Origin of the sequence: Limibacillus halophilus, assembly GCF_014191775.1 — a bacterium.
Lineage (GTDB): Bacteria > Pseudomonadota > Alphaproteobacteria > Kiloniellales > CECT-8803 > Limibacillus > Limibacillus halophilus.
On record NZ_JACHXA010000006.1, the window covers coordinates 83,857 to 105,233 of the forward strand.

The window sequence follows — 21,377 nt, forward strand, 5'->3', positions numbered from 1 at the left end:
ATGCATGAGTCGCTTCTCCGAAAGTCACGTCGAGGAAGCGGCGCTTGAGATACTGGCGGAGCTTGGCTACGAGCTGGCGCACGGCCCCGATATCTGCCCTGACGGCCCAAAACCTGAGCGTGAGGCTTACGCCGACATTTTGCTTGAAGGGCGGCTAAGGGCTGCCATCGACCGGCTCAATCCCACTATCCCTGGTGACGCACGCCGCGACGCGCTAAAGCAACTGCTTGCGGTGGCAAGCCCATCCCTAATCGAGGAAAATCGCCGGCTGCACAAAGCCATTATCGAGGGCGTGGATGTCGAGTTCTACGACGATGATAACGCGATCCAATACGCAAAGGTGCAACTCGTCGATTATGATGATCCGGCCAGCAACGACTGGTTGGCTGTGAACCAGTTCACCGTGATCGAAAGCTCTTCCAACCGCCGCCCTGATATCGTTTTTTTCGTAAACGGCATTCCTCTTGGCGTTATCGAACTTAAGAACCCCGGCGATGAAAATGCCACGCTCACCAGCGCCTACAATCAGCTCCAGACCTACAAGGCAGAAATCCCATCACTCTTTCGGACCAATGCAGTTCTTGTGATTTCAGACGGCCTGAAAGCACGGATCGGCTCTTTGACGGCGGACCAGGAGCGCTTCATGCCCTGGCGCACCACGGATGGGGCGGAGGTCGCGCCCAAAGGGCAGCCGGAGATGGCCATCTTGATCAAGGGCGTTTTCCAGCAACAGCGGTTCCTTGAACTGATTCGCGACTTCACGGTGTTTGGCAGCAATGGGTCGGAGTTGATCAAAATCATCGCCGGCTATCATCAATTCCATGCCGTCAAGCGGGCGGTCGTATCCACATTGCGCGCGCTGCCCTCTGCGCCAGGTGTTGTACCCGCCATCGGCGTGCGGGAAGACCCGCGAAAATTCGGTTTGCCAGACGTTAGTTCCCAGCATGAAGGGGATAAGCGCATCGGCGTGATCTGGCATACTCAAGGCTCAGGGAAAAGCCTTCTGATGGCCTTTTATGCCGGGCAGCTTGTACGCCTGGAGGAACTTGAAAACCCGACCATCGTTGTTATCACTGATCGCAATGACTTGGACGATCAGTTGTTTGGAACCTTTTCCATGTGCAGCGACCTGGTGAGGCAAACGCCCATTCGGGTGGAAGACCGGAACGATCTACGTACCGAACTGGCCCGAGCCTCCGGTGGTGTCATCTTCACCACTATCCAAAAGTTCAGCCCAGCCACCGACGAGGCGCACTTCCCTCTGCTTAGCGACCGACGCAATGTGGTGGTGATTGCCGACGAAGCACACCGCAGCCAGTATGGCTTTCGAGCAAAAATGAAGCAGAAGACCGGGGAAATATCCTACGGCTTTGCAAAACACCTTCGTGATGCCCTACCCAATGCCTCCTTCATCGGCTTCACCGGCACACCCGTGGAGAAGGAGGACGTCAACACACCCGCGGTTTTTGGACACTACATTGACGTCTATGACATCACCCGCGCGGTCGAGGATGAGGTAACGGTTCCGATTTACTATGAAAGCCGCTTAGCCCGTATAGAGCTGGACGAAGATGAGCGGCCGAAGATCGATGCCGAGATCGCCGAACTGACGGAAGACGACGATCTTCCTGAAAGCGAGAAGCTCAAAAGGAAATGGTCAACAGTCGAAGCGCTGGTTGGGGCAGAAAACCGCCTTGCGCTTGTAGCCCAAGACCTGGTTGATCACTTTGAGAGCCGCGTAGCCGCTATGGACGGCAAGGCCATGATCGTTTGCATGAGCCGGAGGATTTGCATTGCCCTCTATGAAGAGATCATTCGGCTGCGACCCGATTGGCACAGCGATGATGACGAGGATGGGAGCATAAAGATTGTGATGACTGGCGCCGCTTCGGACCCAGTGGAGTGGCAGAAGCATATCGGTGGGAAGAAGCGCCGGGAGCTTCTCGCGAAGCGCGCCAAAGACCCCGTGGATTTCCTCAAATTGGTGATCGTTCGCGATATGTGGCTTACCGGCTTCGACGCTCCCAGCATGCACACCATGTACGTTGATAAGCCGATGCGAGGGCACGGACTCATGCAAGCCATTGCTCGCGTCAACCGGGTCTTTCGTGACAAACCTGCCGGATTGATCGTTGATTACATTGGCATCGCCCAGAACCTTAAGAATGCGCTCGGCCAGTATTCTGGCAGTGACCAAAAGCATGCTGGCATTGACGAAGCAGAAGCCGTAGCGGTGATGCTAGAGAAGTATGAAATCGTGGCGGGCATGTTCCATGGATTTGACTACCAGACAGGATTAGGGGGTGCGCCTCTACAGCGATTGGCTGCTCTCGCTGCCGCGATGGAGTGGGTTCTCGACATGCAGCAGCGAGAAGCGGCCAAGGAGGATACCGAGGAGGGTAAGAAACGCGCCCACCGACGCTTCAACGACGCCGTCCTGTCTCTTTCCAAAGCCTTTGCACTTGCTTCCGCCAGTGACGAGGCGCGCGAAATTCGAGATGAAGTCGGCTTCTTTCAAACTGTACGCGCCGCACTCGCTAAGAGCGCCCCGAATACAGGTAAGACAACAGCTGATCGCGACTTTGCCGTTCAGCAGATCATCAGTAGGGCAGTCATATCCACCGAGATCGTCGACATCCTAAAAGCAGCGGGACTGGAAACCCCTGATATATCTATTCTTTCTGATGAATTCTTAGCCGAGATTCAGGGCATGGAGAAAAAGAACCTTGCGATGGAGGCGCTACGAAAGCTGATTAATGGCGAAATTCGCTCGCGGGATCGGATTAACGTCGTTGAGACCCGTGCGTTCTCAGAACGGCTAGAGGATGCCATTGCGCGATACCATTCCAATGCACTGACGACTGCTGAGGTTGTTCAGGAACTGATCAAACTGGCAAAGGACATTCGAGCCGCGCATCAGCGCGGTGAGGAGGAAGGACTCAGTCGGGAGGAAATCTCCTTCTATGACGCTCTGGCCCAGAACGAGAGCGCGGTCGAGGTGATGGGGGATGAACAACTCCGGGTGATTGCCCAAGAATTGCTAAATAGCCTCAAGACAAATGCCTCGGTTGATTGGCAACACCGGGAGGCAGCTCGCGCCCGCATGCGCGTTCTGGTGAAACGCATCTTACGAAAATATGGCTACCCACCCGATCTTCAGGATGCCGCTGTCCAGACCGTTCTTCAACAGGCTGAGGCACTTTCTGCACGTTGGGCCGCTTAGTCGAAGCGTTAGTTCCGAGTGCTGAGCTAACTATGATTGGGAGGTCAATGTGGTTAACGATCCCCGCCTCAAAGGGTAGTTACTCCTAGGCGCTGGCATGGGAGATGGCCGGATGGAAAACCACTGATGTGGACATGGAGGAAGAGCGCGTAACGTTTGTGCGGGGATAGAGGCCAAAGGTGAGCGATCGCTATTCTGCGATTTTCATCAAAAATAAAAAACTCCTCGGTCGTTTACATACCTTGACTCGCAAGTTCTTTATCCGTCACAGATAAAAGGAGAGCGTCCAAATCAACACCATCTCCCCCCAACTTGTTGTACTTAGAGGCTGTTCGGCCTCGCCCAACTTCCTCTTGCGCTAGTGATAAAAATCTTCGACACGCGCGTTCCGAAATTACAGTCATACGGCTTCTAGTTTCTTGATCTGCATCACCCCAGCGCAGTGCTATCTCGTGCGCGATTATTAATTGATCGAGAATCTCTGGACGTAGGCCCTGATACGCTTTTTCCTTTTCACGACCATGTTGATTACCGTCATTACTATTACGGAAGAATAATCGCCCTCTTTCGATCAAAATCGATGAAATGAAAAGGACATCAAGGAACTTCCTAGAAGGATTCTCATCAGTAAACTTAGAAACATCGACAGCACAGAGTAAGTGTAAAGTCCGAAGAACAGAGATAGCCTCGTCCGCCCACTTTAAAACTTCGTCACGTCTAAGTTCCTTTTCCCGCCACCAGTACCAAGTTGAAAGCAGCGCCGCTGTTGCTACCACCGCTGAGATTATTGAAGCCATTCCATCAAACATCTGTGGCATACTCCTATCTATCTCATGCCTCGCGACCATGGTGCCTATAGCGCCCACCAAGATCGCCGCTCCGCCACTCGCAAACGCCCATAATGACGCCCACAGTGCGCGCCGATTTCTGATACAAACTTCAGGCTCGCTTGCTGTACCGGCAGCGACCTGCGCGGCCAATGGCGGGCTTGATTTCTCTTCCGCGTCATAAGCAAGGTTGCACTCTCGCCGCCAGCGCTGATGGAAGGCATTTAGCACGATGCCGGAGAGAAAGCAGGTCAGTGCTAACACCGCCGCTATATTCAGAACTGTTAGCGTCTCTTCCCTAATAGTATCGGTCAGAAGCGTCGCGATAGTTGCCGCCCCGCCGCCATTAATAAGCAGCAGCAGCTTTCCCAGTTGCGCGTCCATATCTGCGCGCAGCTTGTAACCAACTTGAGGGTCACCATCCATTTTTCGACGTTCCAATTATCGACCGTAGTTTGGCAACCATGAGTTTAGGAGGCGCAAAGGAACCACGGCAAATAATTAATTTAGACTAAAGCTGAAAGTTCCCTGGTAGTGGGGCGTCCCTCGTCGCTATTAGCAGGCGCTTTCGTTGCGTTAAACCCTCATAGTATTTTGACAAGCACGGTGGATACGTTGATCGATACTGCCCCTATAGCTTGCAATTTTTTTTGCCTAGCTCGATTATCTGTCAGCAGATTCACAAGATGGGCGTTGCATGGGCCCACAAACGCCCAGCTTTCGGGATGAAGCAGTGAGAGACAGCTATCATAAGCGTTTTTCAGACGCAGTTGGAGGCATGTCAACCACAAACACAAATGAGTAAACTACCTTTCCGGTTGATCACCTATACTGGAATCAAATCACAGTATCATTTGAACCCGTCGTAAGAGAATGGGTTACGAAATGCCCAGTTGCATAAATTGACATTTAGGTAGGTAGAGAAATGACCGCATACGATTTTCTAATAACCTTATTACTTATTCTCGTGTCTTTTCTTCTTTTTACAGCACGATCCTGGATTTACTCCAGAATATCCAATGATATAAAGCATGAGTATGATGCCAAAATTGAGAAGATGCGGTCAGCACTAAATCGCATCGAGAAAGAATTTGAACATGATCTCGCCAAAAGGGAGCAAGAAGTTCGGGCGCTTCGTGATTCTGTGATAAGCGGGAGAGCAAGGCGACAAGCTCTAATCGATGAAAGAAAAATCAAAGCAGTTGAAACTATGTGGACCTACGCTACTACTGACCTCGCCGCATTCAAATTTTTATCAGGCATGGTTGCCGTATTAAAAGTAAGAAATATCTCCGAAAAAATAGACGATGAAGATAATTTTCAAATAATTACAGAAATAAAAAAAATGAATAGAAAAATTAACTTCGAAAATCCCGAAATTAATTTAATAAGAACAGATATAGAAATAGAGAGAGTATTTATATCTGACGTTTCATGGGCTTATTTAAATGCTTATCGGACAATTATTCTCTCGTCGTATATGATATTTATTGCATTATTTAATCGTGTTAAAGAAATTTATAATATAATTGACATAGAATCAATTAGATCAATTGTGTTATTAGCCGCTCCAGAGGCGAAAAGCTTTGTGGAGTGCCATGAAGTAGAGAGCTACTATTATTTACTGCCGGTACTTGAGGAAAAATTATTAAATCAACTGAGAAATGACATGAGTGGAATAGAGGTTGATAAAGATGAAATAGAGAAATCAAAAAAAATAATGGAAAATGTTAATGCGTTGTTTAGTAATTACAACAAAAATAAAAATTAAATATTTGGTGATAACTATTTTTATATATTGTTTCTCCGAACAAAATGTATCTTCTTTTTTATTTGCGTACCAATGCAGGCATAAGCGCTCTTGCCCCTGCGATCAGTTCATGACCTTTGATCTCACAAAATTTGCTGCCTCGTTCCTTGATGCGATCTAATGATTTGTCACTGCATCCCTGCCTAACCAGCACGCTCACAACCACACCAGCGATTACGCCAACCCACACCGGCCCACCAATCATTAGGGACGTCGCAATGAGCGACCCGCTGGAAGCAGACCCGGATAAAAGCCCCTTCAGTGCACCCTTTCCCGCATCCTTCTGCTGCGAAAGCTGGTAGGTCCTTGCAGCACCTAGAACGACGACAACCGCAAGGATTGGGTTCAGCGAGACCATCGCTGTTACACCAAGAGCACCCACTATCTCTGAGAACTCTTTCACTTGGGCCTGCCTCCACTTCAATACGAGCGCAAGCGCGCCAACCAGGGCACCAATCCCCTCTGTCGCCGTGAATGTAGCAAGGTCATAAAGCCATTCGTAGGACACGCCCAGGGTTTGTTGCAGACCTTCTGCGACTGCATCATACCTTCCCTTGTCAAATGAAATGACGGGCAACCCCATCGGTGTCACAACGTCTTTCCAGATAGCTGAGAGATAGCCAGACACCTCTTGCCCGAAGGTGTCGTCAGGCAATGCTTCCCTCACTCGTTTCCACGCTGAAGCTAAGTCGTGCCCACCATCAAAAAGCCGGTGATAGGCACCGCCGAGAGCCTTTGTGGAACCCACTCGCATCGCATCGAGATAAACGCCGTCCAGCGCCTTGTCGTAAACCGTAGCAGCGGATTGGGAAACCTCAGTCAGCCAGCGATCAAGCTGTATAGCGGCGTCGGTGGCCAACACCGGGTTGATCCAAAAAGCTGATGATGCAGCTATATCGGAAACCGCCTTTGCCTTCATCTGTCCATGCATCAATGCCGCAGCAGAGGTACCAAGCATGAAGCGTCTGAATGACTTTCGAGCCTGATACAAAGATGCTGGAGAGGTGAATTTTCGCTTTCGCACCATGCGAGCCAGTGTATCAAGTTGTAAATCTCGACGCACGTGTTCGCGTGGGCAAGTATCACAAATGAGTTATCAAATGACCCACTGCTCCTATTACATCTTTACTGGAATTTAGAGCCCTTCCCGGCATCATAGATTTGGTGCCCTGCAAACGGCGAAGAGGGTCGGCAAAAGGAGTTTTCCAGAAGAGGGCCTGTGCCTTCTCGAATGGGATATTGCTAATAGTCCTGAAGGATACGGTGGCGAGAAACCGCACATCCATGTGCCGGGGCGTCTTGGCCCGCCCACCGAAGGCGATAGTTCCAAATGCTCAGTCAGCGCGAATTGTTTCCATCCATTGATATTGGGCTTGTTTTCGCAAAGCCACGAACCTCTATACTTACTGTAAAATACGAATATTTACTATGTGCGTTCATTTTTATAAATTATCATATAGATTTACTTATTTTTTTAAAATTGGTGCTGGCATAAATTCATCCTCATATACGCCCTCTCTATTCGCCCACGCTATTCTATCAATCTCATAATACTTCTTGTTTCTGAAAATCCTTCCACCAGTTCGGGTGTCTATCTCATAGGACTCACCGGAAACCTGTTCTCCGTAAATTTCTGAAACAACCCGTTCATCCTTTAACGCCTGCACGCGGAGGTTAAGGTATTCTAACCTGGCCTTTTCAGGATCATCACGCGAAGCTACCTGCGCTTTAAGCCATAGACCTTTCACGATTGCCCCGGACTCCATTTCGTCGGCGGCAAGTTCATACAAAGCTACTTCATCAAGTCGCTGCACAGCGTCCAGAATTTCCTTTTTCCGCACAATTCACCTCCAACTACTTGAAGCAGCAAAGACTACTCAGGTAGCACTTGGCTAGATAACTTCAAAGCAACAGTTCATTGCGTACATAATGATGCCGAAACATATTCATATTGGCAATTAGAGGCACGGCGATGATGCACACAGCAATTACATCTTGCTTCGATAACCGAGGCAGCGGTCCTACACATGGCGCGAGCCCCGTGAACTGCCGCTCGGCAACCGAACTTGCCTCTTTTGGCGGGCAACCTTCCACAGCAATGGCTCAGCGAACGCCGAGGTGGTTCAAACTCGAAGAAGATGCGTGATTGCAAGTGAGCCGCTCTGAGATGCGGTTGCGATTTCACCGATTGTATCATCTGACATTTAGGGTTTTACCACTCACTTTTCTTTCTTCTTGAAAGCGGAGTGAGAACGCCCACCTGATGCCCCTCACAAGACGCGTTCGGTGATGAAAGCTCGCAGCCAATCAGTCAGAAAAGAATGACTTTTTTGGTAGTTTGGCACCGAGATTCGTGCAACGCCAAAATGGCCTATGCCAGCAACGGCAAGGGATGAGGGCTTCATGGGTGGGCGCTCTCTAATAACTAAGAGGTTAAGTAGGGGATGAACCCTATGAGTTTTCCTCTACCAACGAAGATAACGAAGCGCTCCCCTCACTTTCTCATTCAACTCGCTATATTCAATCAAAGGACCATTGTTATGCGGTGGTGAGATAGTCCGATGCACACCAGAGGACGCCTTTCCCCTTTTCCGCCACTGCCTTGTTCTCCGTGTCGCTCCCCAACCCGTAGCGACCCCCATGACACCTTCATCGAGGAAGCGGCCAATCTCTAGTAATAGCCTCTTCCGGCTCGCATGATCACTGACCGAACTGCTATCGCTTCCCTCCTCCATTGCAAAGGTCGGCAGGTAGAAGGGGAAATAGGTTCGTCGGAGCGTTTCAAAGTCAAACCTTCTCAGGTCCGATATAGTATCTATGTCCAAACGATCAATCTCCTGCCGATACAATGTTACCTCTACTCGGGCACGGCACTGTTTCAGGGGGAGCGCCTCGAAATCAGTTGAGCTTCTGCGCTTGTCAGTTGTCTTATCCATGACACGCCACCCCACGCCTTTTTTTTGGGGTCCTATCTGATAAGTGCCGTCAACAAAGGGAGACCTTGAACTAGGAGCCGGGTCCTTCTCGGCTCTTGTCTGTCCTAAATCATCATTGATCCAGAAAGGGACTTCCCCGAGCCGCGCAGCACTCCGCGGGAGGCCCATTGGTTGCCAGGCTTCCGGATGCTTCAGAAACAAATGACGTTGCAGCAACCCAACCATCTTGAGACGTTCTTTTGTACGAGAGCTTTTCGGATAGAAGTCGATCGACACTTCCATAGCATTGACTGATGCCGGTCCTCTCAGTTTGAATTCACAGCTGAGCAAATGGATTGCATCCGCCACCAAAATCCTCTCTGGGTTTTGAAATTTAATAATCCAGCTAGCAGACACATAGCGACTTTCTCGGCCCAGATTCTTCACCCAGATGTTCGTATTTCCCGCTTGCTCAACTATATGCCTCAGCTTCATTACATTCGTCTTGCGCTGTAGAACTACCTGCACCTCAAGCCAATCAATCGTCGCATTGGTTCGGAACCGCGATAGGTCGATCTCAGGAGCAAGTATCTTCAGTCCTTGAAAACGCCGCTGTTTCAGTTCGTGCGGGATAATCTTGTAATGCAGCCTGGTCTTGCTGGCAGACTTAAAGAACTCGAGCGCCACGTCTGCTTTTTTCGTTTCTAGATTGATGTTCCGACGCATTCTATTAATTCCATTCCTTATGTTGTTGTGCCCCTTCAGCATTCTCGGTAACGCTGGAGGGACATGCGGACATGCCCAAAGCGATACCCTGGCTCCAGAGAAGCGCCGAGGTGGTCTATGGACGTGCAGGTGGGTCAATGGGTTTCACTAAGAACCGAGGTCAAGCGCTTGTCTTGAAAGCACCCTCACGGAGCAAACGCCTCCGGCGCTACCATTGGACTGCTCTCAGAGAGGCAGCCACCCTTGCATTGAGCTCGCTGAACTCAACAAGATGCCGTGAATTCCACACAAGCTCTTCGGGACGTTGACCACCCATCCCGACCTCCACCACTCTTCCATAGGTCGAAAGGCGGAACGGGAGATAGACGGGCCTAAGCGCTTCAAGATGAAGCCGATTCAGATCGGATACTTGGTCGATCCCAAGTCGCTGCAACTCCTTCGGCCCAAACATGAGATCAAGCCTCACCTGTTGCCGGGCCTCAACCTGGGCGAACACTTCGCCACCTGGTTCCGCCCCCGGAGCGCTTACTTCAGCCAGCGACCATCCAATGTCACGTTGGGCCGGAGTTGGCCTGAGCATTCCCGCTGCAAATGGTAACTCGGTAGAGCAGATCACCTTGCCCGCTGGCGCCGCAGCCTTCTTCATGTTTCGAGCGTGCCGAGGCACACCAAAGCCGTTTTGTGCTTGCTCGGATTTAGCGCCCATTGAACCATTCTCGATGAAGACGCAGAGATGACCTGCGATCAAACTTGCCAGCCGGGGATCACCTAGCAACTCATTAGTGCCGGACTTGAACTCCAGCGAAACCTGCATCCCCTGGACGCAAGGTTGTGCCGCAAGCAAGTATTCCCCCCTGAGAGCCGCTACGGCGCGCTTGAGGAGGCTCCGATCTATATCATGGAAGCGCATGTGCCAGGAATCGTCAGGTCTGCGAGTGACACCGTCACCGCTAGCGAGTTCAAACCATCCCGGATGAGCGCTGGAGATCACATTCCTCAGTTTTTCCGCACTTGTTTTACGACCCAACGAGAGCCCAATCTGAACCCAGGTTACTTTCGCGCTGATCTCGATCCGGGAAACCTCGATGCCCGGCACGATGACATGCAGGAACTGGTGTCGAGGATCACAACCGCCATAAGAAATTGCAAAGTACCTCATGAGACCCGGAGCGTCTTCCATGGGGCAGCTGGAATCCAGGTCGCTGCGGGCTTCGGAAAGGCTGATGAATTGATGCTGCATACGATGTTCCTCTTTCAGGCGTCCTGGGGGGTGAGTTCGACAAGCTCGGTACGGTCGAGCCGCTCACTGATGCGTTTTCCAAGCCGGCGCAGATAAGCGTCGACACCGAGCCGCTCAATTTCGGCCCTGAAGACGAGAAAACGGTCCGGAAGAAGATCGAGCTTCAATTTTGCCCCGACGGTTAAAGGAATCTCGAGACGCTTGCACTTTTGGAGCAGAGTCGACTTCTGGACCATGACATAGCAGATGCCACGATAGCCGCTGTCCTTCCCCTTTTGCGGTCGCAAAATGTTCCGGCGTTCGATCATCCACTGATGGGAGTCATAAGAAAGTCGGTAATAGCCGTCTACGGAAAGGGGGAATAGGGGCTGAATTCGGGAATCGCGCACTGGGTACCTCCTTGTTTGTGTGCAACGGAGGTCAACCCATCTAACGACTGATTATTGGGACGTCCTAGGAATCTTTGCCAATCTTAGGCCTCCCTAGGGAACCCCTAGGGAAATCATCGATTTCACCCATCCAACCCATTGATATCAATAATATTTGCAAAAATGTCACAGTTTTGAATTTTAGATTCTTGGGAATTTGTCGCCAAGTCGGCACAGATGAACGACATCCACCAAGCTTCTTCCAGCCGCATCGACGAGAAGGGACTCTGAACCTGATGAGTCCAAGCGCCTATTATCTGGCGGGGCCCCGAGAATTCTTGTCCTACGCGGCCGTCATTTCTACCGTCTCAGTAACACAGGAAACTGTTACGACCTGTCCCAATCCAATCCCGGAAGATTCGATCTAAACCATTGATAATAAACATTTTTGAGAAAATGGCTGGGGCGGCAGGATTCGAACCTGCGAATGCCGGTACCAAAAACCGGTGCCTTACCGCTTGGCCACGCCCCAACAGCCAGGGCCAACCGGCCCGAAGTGAGCCGGAAGATAGCGCCCCTTTCCGGGCACTGCAACGCCCTCTTTTCGATTAGCCGTCTCTTTCGTCATTGTCGGCGGCACGCTGCCGCGCGGACCCACCACTCTGGCCTTGCCACCTGAAGCGCCGCCTCGCCATGGCGCGCTTCTTGTAATGTCGCAAAGAGTCCGAAGCAACTCGCGCCGCTGCCCGACATGCGGGCCAAAACACAGTTGGGGAGAGCTTCCAGCCTATCCAGCACCTCTCGCACTGACGGTTGCAGGCTGATCGCTGCAGCTTCAAGATCGTTGGGTCGACCTTCCAGAGTCGCCACGAAGCTCTTAAGATCGGCAAAGGATTCCGGCCAATCGGTAACCTTCGAGAAGGCGCCCTGCCGTGCGCGAAAGACATTCGGCGTCGCCAAAGCCGCCCCCGGATTGACCAAGAGCAGCGAGAAATCTGGCAACTCTGGTGCCGGATCGATAACCTCCCCTACTCCACGCATGATGGACGCCTGGCCATGCAGGCAGACTGGAACGTCCGCCCCCAGGGACCGGGCCAGTTCAAACAGTTTTTCAGGCTCGATGGGGAGCTTCCATAAGGCAAGCAAGCCATCGATCGCCGCTGCCGCGTCAGCCGAGCCACCGCCCAGCCCGGCGGCAACAGGTAGACCCTTTTCAAGGCGAATTGCAGCCCCCGGTGGATTGCCTTCAAACGTCGCACCCGCCAACAGTCCTCCCGCAGCGCGCAGAACCAAATTTTCCTTAGTGTCCTTCAGCGCCGCGGCGAAGGGTCCCGCAACTTGGAGCGAAACCGTCGCGGATGGCCGGAATGAAAGCCGGTCACCAAAATCGGCAAAAACCACGAGGCTTTCCAGTTCATGATAACCGTCTGGGCGCTTTCCGATGATCTGCAGAGAGAGGTTAACTTTGGCGGCGGCCATGCGGACGATACCGGCTTCCTCTCCCGCTCTGCAGTCCTGCTTCCCGCCTGCGGGTACTGACCCGGAAGGCAACGCGGTCATCAGATATCCTTCGGCGAATCCGTCAGACCAGTCTCAAGCTTCTGCTCGATGAGCAGCCGCTGTTCCTCGTCATCCTGCAACCCCAAAGCGCGGATCCATTGAAAGCGGGCCTCCCGTTTGCGCCCGACCTGCCAGTAGGCATCACCCAGGTGATCGTTGATGGTGGGATCTTGCGGACGCAATTCGACGGCCCGCTCCAATCGGTCCGCCGCTTCTTCGAAACGACCGAGACGGTAATAGATCCACCCCAGACTATCGACGATGTAACCATCCGAAGGACGGGCCGCCACGGCCTGCTTGAGCATCTCCTCGGCGCGCTCAAGGTTAATACGCAACTCGACCCAGGAATAGGCGAGATAATTAAGGACGTTCGGTTGTCCCGGCTCAAGCTCCAACGCTTTTAGGAAGTCGGCTTCGGCCATACTCCACTGATCAGACTGCTCGTAGGCAATGCCGCGGAAATAGTAGATCGACCAATGCCGACGTTCCGACACGCCGATACGCTCCAACGCCTTCGAGTAAGCATCAACGGCCTGCGTAAAGCGTTCCTCGGATCGAAGCAGGTTGCCAAGCCGCACCAGCGGCTCGAAGCGATCCTTGCGGTCGGCAGCTAGTGTCTTGAGCACCCATTCCGCTTCATCCACTTTTCCGACCTCGGCCAACTCTCCAGCAATCTGGAGCAAGGCGGTCCAGCCAAGCGGGGTCTTTTCGTCGATGCGTCGGAACGCCTTGATCGCCGACTGTGATCGACCTTCATTCTGGTGAATTTCGCCAGCGAGCATGTTGGCTACATCCAAGTCCGGCCGCAGGTGCAACGCTAGCTCGGTGAAGATCAAAGCGACGTCGTTCGCGCGCTGCTGGCGAAATATCGTCGCCAAATGAAAGAGCGATTCCGAAAGTCCATCAAGTGGCGAGGCGATCAAGGGCTTCGGGACCTGGCCAATATCGAGGCGCGCAAAGGCGGGTTCGAAAAGATTACCATCCGATTGCTGCGACGCCTGATCCTGGTACAGCGCACGTGCCTGTGCCGCCTTTCCGCTGCGTTCGAAGAAATTCCCGATTACCAGCGCCGAACGGTAGGAGATCCGTTCACGGTCGCTCAACAATGCCTGATAAGCCGTATCTGCCGCCACGACCTCGCCTGCCAAATCATTGATCATTCCAATGTGAAGGTCGCGTAAAGCCGAGGCACCCTGCAGTTTGTCCAAGGGCTGAAGCGCGAGCAGCGCACCCTCGCGATTGGAAGCGGCCATGGCAACCCAAGCCTTGAGCGGCGGGCCGACAAGTTGAGCCACACCACTATTGGGCAGACTGTCCAGAAAACTCTGGGCCAGCGAAACCTTGCCGCGCTTCAGATCATCCACCACCAAGACCGTTAGCGCCGTCGCATTAGCGGGGTCCTGGCTGTAAAGCTGCTGCGCCAATGGCACCGCTTTTACCAGCTGTCCCGCCGACGCCAAGAGCGAGAACGTGCGTCGCAACAACTCAACGTTCTCCGGGTCCCGGGTCAAAGCGCGTTCGTAATAATGCGCCGCTTGCACGATATCGTTTTGCAGGTCCGCGTGGCGGCCCGCCAGATAGTCGCCTGCGGCCTGCGCCATGGCGCTTCGCGGCAAAGGTGCCAGCGACAAACCAAGGATGAAGACACCGGCCGCCAGCCGGCGAAATACTTTCAAGTCTTTCATAGTGGTAACAGCCACAAGGAGGCCTCGCTTCCCGTTGATCGGGGGTATCCCGTTACGGACGCCTTTTGGATGTCTCCTGCGAGATACACCACCAGCACGTCACCCGTCACGATAGTCTAGCGCTCAAGCACAAGCCGCCTCAATCGCCGAATGATGGAGTAAAGGGGAAGTGACCGGGTAACCAGCCACTGATCCTCCCCCTACGTCCAGCGGTTACATGTTCGGATAGTTCGGGCCGCCGCCGCCCTCGGGTGTTTTCCAAACGATGTTCTGTTTCGGATCCTTGATATCACAGGTCTTACAGTGCACGCAGTTTTGCGCGTTGATCACGAACTGCGGGTTCTCGCCCTTATCGTCATACACGACCTCATAGACACCGGCCGGGCAGTAGCGCTGGGCCGGCTCGTCGAAAAGCGCCAGATTGTGCGAGATCGGCACTGAAGGATCCTTGAGGTGCAAGTGCACCGGTTGATCTTCTTCATGGTTGGTATTGGATAGGAAAACGCTCGAAAGCCGGTCGAAAGTAATCACGCCATCAGGTTTCGGATAGGCGATCTTCGGCATTTCCGAGGCTGGCTTCAGGCTCTCGTGATCGGCGTGCTTGTGATGGAAGGTCCAGGGCGCCTTGCCGGCAAGCACCTTGAGATCAAAGCCACCGTACAGCGTGCCGCCGAGCAGTCCCCAGCGAGCAAAAGCCGGACGGAAATTCCTGGCTTCGTGCAGTTCCTTGTAAACCCAAGACGATTTGAAAGCCTCCGGGTAGGAATCCAGCGTCGGCGCCGGGCTGTCGTAATCGGACTCTAGCGCCTGAGCGATGGACTCCGCCGCGAGCATTCCGCTTTTCATCGCGTTGTGGCTACCCTTGATCTTGGGAACATTCAAGAATCCCGCCGTACAGCCGATCAAGGCGCCACCAGGGAAAATCAGCTTGGGGATGGACTGCAGTCCGCCTTCGTTTAGCGCACGCGCTCCGTAGGCAATCCGCTTACCGCCATCCAACAACGCGCGGATTGCCGGATGCGTTTTAAAGCGCTGCATCTCTTGGAACGGGCTTAGGTGCGGATTCTGATAATCCAGCCCAACCACGTACCCGACGTAAACTTGATTGTCGGGCAGATGGTAAATAAAGGAGCCGCCGTAGGTCGCGCCATCCATCGGCCAACCCGCGGTATGGACAACCGTGCCTTCCTGATGCTTCGACGGATCGACTTCCCACAGTTCCTTGATGCCAAGTCCGTAGGTTTGCGGGTCCGCTCCGTCGCGTAGATTGAATCGCTGCTCCAAGGTTTTGGTCAATGAGCCACGGCACCCCTCGCCAAACAGCGTGTACTTGCCATGCAACTCCATGCCCGGCTGATAGGAGTCCTTGTTGTTGCCGTCCTTGCCGATGCCCAGATCACCCGTCGCCACGCCTTTGACCCGGCCGTCCTCGTGATAGAGCACTTCAGCGGCGGCAAAACCCGGATAGATCTCCGCGCCAAGCGCCTCGGCCTGCTCGGCCATCCAACGGCACAGGTTTCCAAGCGAGATGATGTAGTTGCCATCGTTGTGAAGCTGCTTGGGCAACAGAGCGATGGGAAAATTGAACGCTTTCTTCTCGGTCAGCATCATAAATTTCTCATGCCGTACCGGATTTGTGAGCGGTGCGCCTTTCTCCTTCCAATCCGGGATCAACTCGTCCAACGGCCTGGGTTCGAACACAGCGCCCGAGAGAATATGTGCGCCAACCTCGGATCCTTTTTCCAAGACACAAACCGTGATCTCTCGGCCGGTTTCCTGCGATAACTGGCGCAACTTTATGGCGGCGGCCAAACCGGCAGGTCCGGCGCCAACGATGACGACATCGTACTCCATATACTCGCGTTCCATAGCTTTCCTCCGTCACCTTGGCGCGTTGCAATCACCCGACATACTAAGGGCAGATGCCAGCCCTGCAAGTCCTGCGGCAGCATAAATCATTCATTGCCCTGACTTAATTTGAGGCTCTATCGCCGATGCGACAGATTTCACCCTGACTGGCGTCTTTAGGCGCTCTCAAATCGCAAAAATTCCCTGCCATCGGGCGCCTCGGGTGCTAGCTTGTCTCATCATGAGTGGTGACAACGACAAAACGGATGCCAAAGCGGCAGATCCTGGGCGAGCCGCGGCGCTCGAGGCCCTCCGCTGGCAGATCGAGTTAGGCGCGGACGAAGCAATCGCCGACCTGCCGCAGGATCGCTATGCGGAATCGAAACGCGAGCCTGCTGCGCTCCCCGCGACTCCCGGCAAGGCGATGCCGAAGCCAGACGACAAGGCTGTTGCTTCCCACACGGCCAATAAGCGCGGGCCAGAGGAGAACTCCGGCCCAGCGACAGGAGTATTCGAACCCAGGGTTTCCGAATTGCGATCCCAGGATGCCGCCGTCGCAGAGGCCCGCGTACTGGCTGCGACCGCTTCGACACTGACCGAACTGCGTGCAGCGCTTGAAGGATTCGATGCCTGTCCTTTGAAGAAAACCGCGAGCAACACGGTCTTCGCCGACGGAAACCCCGAAGCCGACCTGATGATCATTGGAGAAGCGCCGGGGGCCAATGAAGACCGTAAGGGTCTGCCCTTCGTCGGCGACGCGGGCCAACTGCTCGACCGGATGCTGGCCGCCATCGATCTGGATCGGACGCGGGTCTACATTTCGAACGTCGTGTTCTGGCGTCCGCCCGGCAACCGCACGCCCACCCCGGCGGAAGTGGCGCTTTGTTTGCCCTTTGTTGAAAAACACATAGCGCTGGTTCGGCCCCGCCATCTGCTTTTTGTCGGCGCTAGCGCCGCTAAGACCCTGTTGGATACGACCGAGGGTGTCTTGCGGCTGCGCGGTCGCTGGTTCGACTACAGGAATGAATTCCTCGACCAACCCCTACCGACGCTGGTGACATTGCATCCTGCCTACCTGCTCCGCATGCCGCAGCAGAAAAGCTTGGTCTGGCGAGATCTGCTATCACTCAAGGCGCACAGAGAAGAAGCTTGATCTCTTGCATCCCGAAGGCCCGGCGAACACATCGTTTGATCGAAAAAGTACGGCAGCCGGCAGGCCGCTACGAAGCCGAAGCATGAGCCGCCCGGACGAGACGCTTGTCGCGCCGCCCCGCCCGCGTCTAGACTTCCCGCTTTCCATAAGGCGTCACCCCTGGTTTGAAGGGGGGGCCGAACAGGCTCAACGATCAAGGAACCGCTATTGCCATCCCCTTGTAGGATTTCCACAGCAATTGTGAGGATGGCAGCCTTTATCTGTCTGCTAGTGGTCAGCCTTGTGCTTTCCGGCGAACCGGCGATCGCCGCGGACAAGGTGGAGGCCACTGGGGTCCAGAGCCTGCCAAGGCCACTCAGTCAGGCCGACGCAGAGCGCTACCAAAAGATCTTAGCTTTGCAACGCCGCGGCCAGTGGGATGCTGCAGACGGGATAATTTCCGAACTGGAAGATCCCCTTTTGCTGGGGCACGTTCTTTTCCAGCGCTACATGCACCCAACCGCCTATCGGTCGCGTTATGGCGAACTGGCGGCGTGGTTACGGGATTACCGCGACCATCCCGGCGCGGACCGCATCTACAAGCTTGCCCTTCAGCGGCAACCGGCATCGGCACCGGCGCTCGTCGAACCCAGAGCAAGCGGTGTCCTGCTGCCCCCCTTCTCCCTGGCGCTCGACCGGACGCCTGCTTATGTCTCGCCCCGGGCTCGCAGTTCTTCCGAAAGGCAGCAGGCTACGGAGATCCTGACGCAGGTCCGGCGCAACGTAATGCGCGACCGACTGAGCGCGACCGAGGCTTGGCTTGCCAGCGCCGAAGTCCGGCAGGTTCTGGATCAGGTCGAACTCGATGTTGCCTACGGTGAGGTTGCGGCAGGCTGGTACTATTTAGGGCGCGACAACCGCGCCCTGGCCTTGGCCGCACCGGCGGCTAAGCGCTCCGGCGCCATGGCGCCCTATGCGACTTGGATCGCCGGGTTGGCAAGCTGGCGGCTGGAAAGGTTCGAGGACGCCGGCGCCTTCTTCGGAAAGCTCGCTGGAAAGGGGCGCGCGTCACCGGCAAGCCGTGCTGCCGGCGCATACTGGGCTGCGCGTGTCGCGTTGCGGTTGAAGCAGCCTCAGGCCATGAGCCACTGGCTTAGACTCGCCGCCGCCGAAGGCCATAGCTTCTACGGCCTCTTGGCCCGCGACGCCCTCGGCATTGCGGCAGTGCCGTCGATCCCACCGAGCAATCTGGCGGCGCTCGGTGGTTTGGAGGCCAATCCGGCTATCAAACGCAGCATGGCCTTGCTGCAGATTGACCGCCGCGATCTCGCGGAGGCGGAACTTCTCCAATCCGGTGGTTGGGAGGAAGAGGTCGGTGCGCGTCAGTTGCTCATTCTGGCTGATGCCGCCGGGCTGCCGCACCTGTCCTATCGCTTGGCCGGGCAGCTCCTTCGTCTGGGTGTCGCGCCCGATGACCCGCATGTCATTACCGGCCTTTATCCCCTGCCGCACTGGAAGCCAGAGAGCGGGTTCCTCCTCGACCGGGCCTTGATTTTCGCGTTTGTGCGCCAGGAGTCCCGCTTCGATCCGCGGGCACAAAGCAGCTCAGGCGCACGCGGCTTGATGCAGATATTGCCGTCGACAGCCAGCTACATCTCCGGAGACTCCCGCTATAGCAACGGCCGTTTACGAAATCTTTACATTCCTGAAGTAAATCTTGATCTCGGCCAGAGCTACCTTAGCTATCTGCTGGACCAGTCGATGGTGGAAGGTGATCTGTTTCGGCTTGCGGCCGCCTATAACGGCGGCCCCGGTAACTTGTTGAAGTGGCAAAGGGAAACCGACCACCGCTATGACCCGCTACTCTTCATCGAATCGCTGCCATCGCGCCAGACTCGGTTTTTCATCGAACGCGTGTTGGCAAACTTTTGGATGTACCGGGCCCGGCTTGGACAGGAATCACCTTCATTGAAAACACTGGCAGCCGGTGATTGGCCTCACTATCTATCCTTGGATGACCCCCTTCAGGAGGCCGCACGGCGCGGCACGGAATAGCATGGCGCGAATTGACGAGACACTTCCATTTCTTCCCGTAAACGTTGCAGTTCTGACCGTGTCCGATACGCGCACGCCGGAAACCGACAAATCAGGCTCTCTTCTGGAACGCATGATCCAGGAGGACGGCCACAAGGTCGTGCAGCGCGAAATCGTGACCGACGACCAGACCGGTATCGCGCGCGTCCTGCATCGTTTGATCGAAGATCCCCTGATCGATGTCATCATCACCACGGGCGGCACCGGGGTAACGGGACGCGACGTGACGCCGGAGGCCCTGCGCCAGGTGATGGACAAGGAAATCGAGGGCTTCGGCGAGCTGTTCCGCTGGCTGAGCTACGAAAAGATTGGGACCTCCACCATGCAGAGCCGGGCTGTCGGCGGCGTGGCGCGCGGCACCTACCTCTTCGCCCTGCCGGGTTCACCCAGCGCCTGCAAAGACGGTTGGGGGCAAATCCTGCGCTATCAGCTCGACAGCCGCCACAAACCCTGCAACCTCGTCGAACTGATGCCCCGCCTTCAGGAACACATGAACAAAGCCGCCGGCTAAGCGCTGCTGCGCCACCGCGCCAAATCATCGGCGGTGTCGATGTCGATGAGCGGGCGGAGGAGCGCGAGGTTTGCACCCTGTGCTGCCAGGTTGGCCGCGGTGTCTGCGCGCGAGGAACTGCCACCCCAGCGCACCTGGTCGAAGGGGGCGTGCCGCAAGGCGCCGTTCGCCAAGCCACGCCGCAGGCCGATCAACCAGTAGCCGCCATCCTCCGAGGGCCCCAACACCGCGTCGTGGCGCTGTAGGCTCTGGAAGGCAGAGGCTATATCGGCGCGCTCAATGCCCGGAATATCCGACCCAACGATCACCAGCGGACCCGGCGGCAGAACTGTAAAAACCCGTGCCATGCGCCGGCCGAGATCGCCCTGCCCCTGACCCAGGAGACGCACCCCGCGCGGGAGAGGCCACAGGCCCCCACTGCCGCCCGCACCCCCGCCGTCAGGCCCGGAGGCGGTCTTCGGATCCGGCGTTACCGCAAGCCAAGCGGTCCAGCGCCGGTCGCAACCCAAGCGGCGCAGCAGCGCCGCCGTGGTGTCGCGGTGAAAGCGCCAAGCGGCCACCGCCCCCAAATCGCGCGCCAGGCGCGTCTTGACCGTCCCCAGGCGCGGCGCCCGGGCAAAGATCACGAGATGGCGTTGCAGCGGTCCCAAGGTCACCGGTAGCGCTCCGCCAGCCACGTCGGCGACGCACCCAGGAAGTAGAGCCCCAACAGCCAGAGGTTCTTGAACGGCCGCCGCCACCAACCGTCCTGACGGTAACGCGCGGCGGAGGTCACGGCGATCAGATTCAATGGACTCAAACGGCGGCGGCCAATCTTGCGGACCAGGGCCACATCCTCCATCAGGGGTTGGTCCGGATAACCGCCCAGATCCTGATAGAAAGCGCGGGCGATCAACAGACCCTGGTCACCGTAGGGAAGACCCAAAGCCCTTGCGCGCCAGTTCGCCAGGGCCGCCACGCGTGCCGCGGCGCTGCCCGGCTCGTCGAAGGCCAGTCTGCAATAACCGGCGCGGCGGCGGTTGCCCGCATCGCCGATAAAATCGAGAACGACCCGCCGCCAACCGTCACCCAGGCGCGTATCATCGTGCAGGAAGAATAGCCATTCGCCGCGCGCTGCTTCGGCGCCCTGGCGAAGCTGCGGCCCCCGCCCCTTGGGTGCTGCGATGACACGGGCGCCGGCCGCGCCTGCTAGCGCGACGCTGGCATCGCTCGACCCGCCATCGACGATCACCAACTCACATTCGAGCGCGCGCGCGCCGTTACCCGCAGTGAGGGCCGCCAGGCATCCAGGCAAGCGCTGAGCGCCATTGACCGTTGGAATAACGATGGAAAGCGATGTCTGCATATCCTGCCCGTGATAGCACGCCGGCGCGCGGCGTGATATGCCTTCCGATAGGTCCGGCGGCCACGTTTTTATGATCGCTGGACTTCTTGGCAA

16 protein-coding genes and 1 tRNA gene are annotated in these 21,377 nt (G+C 55.5%); 5 read left to right on the forward strand and 12 right to left on the reverse strand.

Features of this window, described 5'->3' with window-relative positions; genetic code table 11:
• The first annotated feature begins 4 nt into the window (after positions 1-4).
• Positions 5-3,223: a type I restriction endonuclease subunit R gene (locus tag FHR98_RS11430; RefSeq protein ID WP_183416828.1), complete on the forward strand. Its 3,219-nt coding sequence runs from the start codon at positions 5-7 to the stop codon at positions 3,221-3,223.
• A gap of 233 nt (positions 3,224-3,456) precedes the next feature.
• On the opposite strand, the gene FHR98_RS11435 is transcribed toward FHR98_RS11430, so the two are convergent.
• Positions 3,457-4,476 (reverse strand): hypothetical protein, encoded by a 1,020-nt coding sequence (locus FHR98_RS11435; RefSeq protein WP_183416829.1) that lies wholly within the window; start codon positions 4,474-4,476, stop codon positions 3,457-3,459.
• 631 nt (positions 4,477-5,107) lie between these two features.
• Here FHR98_RS11435 and FHR98_RS11440 point away from each other — a divergent pair.
• On the forward strand, positions 5,108-5,821 hold the full coding sequence (locus FHR98_RS11440; protein ID WP_183416830.1) for a hypothetical protein: 714 nt from the start codon (positions 5,108-5,110) through the stop codon (positions 5,819-5,821).
• A 58-nt stretch (positions 5,822-5,879) separates the two neighbouring features.
• On the opposite strand, the gene FHR98_RS11445 is transcribed toward FHR98_RS11440, so the two are convergent.
• The 9 genes from FHR98_RS11445 to FHR98_RS11485 all read right to left on the reverse strand — a co-directional run bounded on the left by FHR98_RS11445 (position 5,880) and on the right by FHR98_RS11485 (position 16,223).
• A complete protein-coding gene (locus FHR98_RS11445; RefSeq protein ID WP_183416831.1) occupies positions 5,880-6,818 on the reverse strand; it encodes a hypothetical protein in 939 nt (312 codons plus the stop codon).
• 508 nt (positions 6,819-7,326) lie between these two features.
• Positions 7,327-7,701, reverse strand: coding sequence for a hypothetical protein (locus FHR98_RS11450; protein WP_183416832.1), 375 nt, complete (start codon positions 7,699-7,701; stop codon positions 7,327-7,329).
• A gap of 624 nt (positions 7,702-8,325) precedes the next feature.
• Positions 8,326-9,501, reverse strand: a complete 1,176-nt coding sequence (locus FHR98_RS11455; RefSeq protein WP_183416833.1) for a hypothetical protein — start codon at positions 9,499-9,501, stop codon at positions 8,326-8,328.
• 208 nt (positions 9,502-9,709) lie between these two features.
• A complete protein-coding gene (locus FHR98_RS11460; protein ID WP_183416834.1) occupies positions 9,710-10,741 on the reverse strand; it encodes a hypothetical protein in 1,032 nt (343 codons plus the stop codon).
• A 14-nt stretch (positions 10,742-10,755) separates the two neighbouring features.
• Entirely contained in the window at positions 10,756-11,130 is a 375-nt protein-coding gene (locus FHR98_RS11465; RefSeq protein ID WP_183416835.1) for a hypothetical protein, read from the reverse strand.
• Positions 11,131-11,566: 436 nt separating this feature from the next.
• Positions 11,567-11,641, reverse strand: a tRNA-Gln gene (locus FHR98_RS11470).
• 92 nt (positions 11,642-11,733) lie between these two features.
• Positions 11,734-12,669: a 4-(cytidine 5'-diphospho)-2-C-methyl-D-erythritol kinase gene (locus FHR98_RS11475; RefSeq protein WP_246377767.1), complete on the reverse strand. Its 936-nt coding sequence runs from the start codon at positions 12,667-12,669 to the stop codon at positions 11,734-11,736.
• Positions 12,669-14,354: a tetratricopeptide repeat protein gene (locus FHR98_RS11480; protein ID WP_183416836.1), complete on the reverse strand. Its 1,686-nt coding sequence runs from the start codon at positions 14,352-14,354 to the stop codon at positions 12,669-12,671. The genes FHR98_RS11475 and FHR98_RS11480 overlap by 1 nt, the downstream gene beginning before the upstream one ends.
• A 213-nt stretch (positions 14,355-14,567) precedes the next feature.
• On the reverse strand, positions 14,568-16,223 hold the full coding sequence (locus tag FHR98_RS11485; protein ID WP_183416837.1) for an electron transfer flavoprotein-ubiquinone oxidoreductase: 1,656 nt from the start codon (positions 16,221-16,223) through the stop codon (positions 14,568-14,570).
• Positions 16,224-16,443: 220 nt separating this feature from the next.
• On the opposite strand from FHR98_RS11485, the gene FHR98_RS11490 reads away from it, so the two are divergent.
• From FHR98_RS11490 to moaB, 3 genes are all read left to right on the forward strand, one after another.
• Positions 16,444-17,355: a uracil-DNA glycosylase gene (locus FHR98_RS11490; protein WP_183416838.1), complete on the forward strand. Its 912-nt coding sequence runs from the start codon at positions 16,444-16,446 to the stop codon at positions 17,353-17,355.
• 246 nt (positions 17,356-17,601) lie between these two features.
• The gene (locus FHR98_RS11495; RefSeq protein ID WP_183416839.1) at positions 17,602-19,389 is read left to right on the forward strand and encodes a lytic transglycosylase domain-containing protein; all 1,788 of its coding nucleotides are present in this window, start codon (positions 17,602-17,604) and stop codon (positions 19,387-19,389) included.
• A gap of 1 nt (position 19,390) precedes the next feature.
• The gene (gene moaB / locus FHR98_RS11500) at positions 19,391-19,939 is read left to right on the forward strand and encodes a molybdenum cofactor biosynthesis protein B (protein WP_183416840.1); all 549 of its coding nucleotides are present in this window, start codon (positions 19,391-19,393) and stop codon (positions 19,937-19,939) included.
• Here moaB and FHR98_RS11505 read toward each other — a convergent pair.
• Positions 19,936-20,595, reverse strand: a complete 660-nt coding sequence (locus FHR98_RS11505; RefSeq protein WP_322091250.1) for a TIGR04282 family arsenosugar biosynthesis glycosyltransferase — start codon at positions 20,593-20,595, stop codon at positions 19,936-19,938. The genes moaB and FHR98_RS11505 overlap by 4 nt on opposite strands.
• Complete coding sequence (locus FHR98_RS11510; protein ID WP_183416841.1) at positions 20,592-21,284, reverse strand: TIGR04283 family arsenosugar biosynthesis glycosyltransferase; 693 nt, start codon at positions 21,282-21,284, stop codon at positions 20,592-20,594. The genes FHR98_RS11505 and FHR98_RS11510 overlap by 4 nt, the downstream gene beginning before the upstream one ends.
• Positions 21,285-21,377 lie beyond the last annotated feature (93 nt).